1 protein-coding gene is annotated in these 229 nt (G+C 69.0%); it reads left to right on the top strand.

Annotated elements, in window-relative coordinates:
- Positions 1-229, top strand: a 229-nt coding sequence (locus ACNAW0_RS30985) for a S8 family serine peptidase (RefSeq protein WP_416291576.1), incomplete at both ends; no start/stop codon positions are given.

The raw sequence follows: 229 nt of genomic DNA, 5'->3' as shown, positions 1-229 counted from the left end.
GCGTCGGTGACCCACAAGTACCGCAGCGCGCTGCAGGGCTTTGCCGGCCGCATGTCGGAGCGGCAGGCACGCCGGCTCGCCGCGGACCCGCGAGTGGCATACGTGCAGCAGGACGGCGTGTTCACCATCACCGCTACCCAGACCAACCCGCCGTCGTGGGGTCTGGACCGCATCGATCAGCGGAACCAGCCGCTGAGCGGCTCCTACACCTACAACTCCACGGCGAGCA

Source organism: Micromonospora sp. SL1-18, from assembly GCF_047921505.1.
Classification (GTDB): domain Bacteria; phylum Actinomycetota; class Actinomycetes; order Mycobacteriales; family Micromonosporaceae; genus Micromonospora.
The sequence above is the reverse complement of the archived record's forward strand: the minus strand, read 5'-3'. Positions and strand labels throughout refer to the sequence as shown.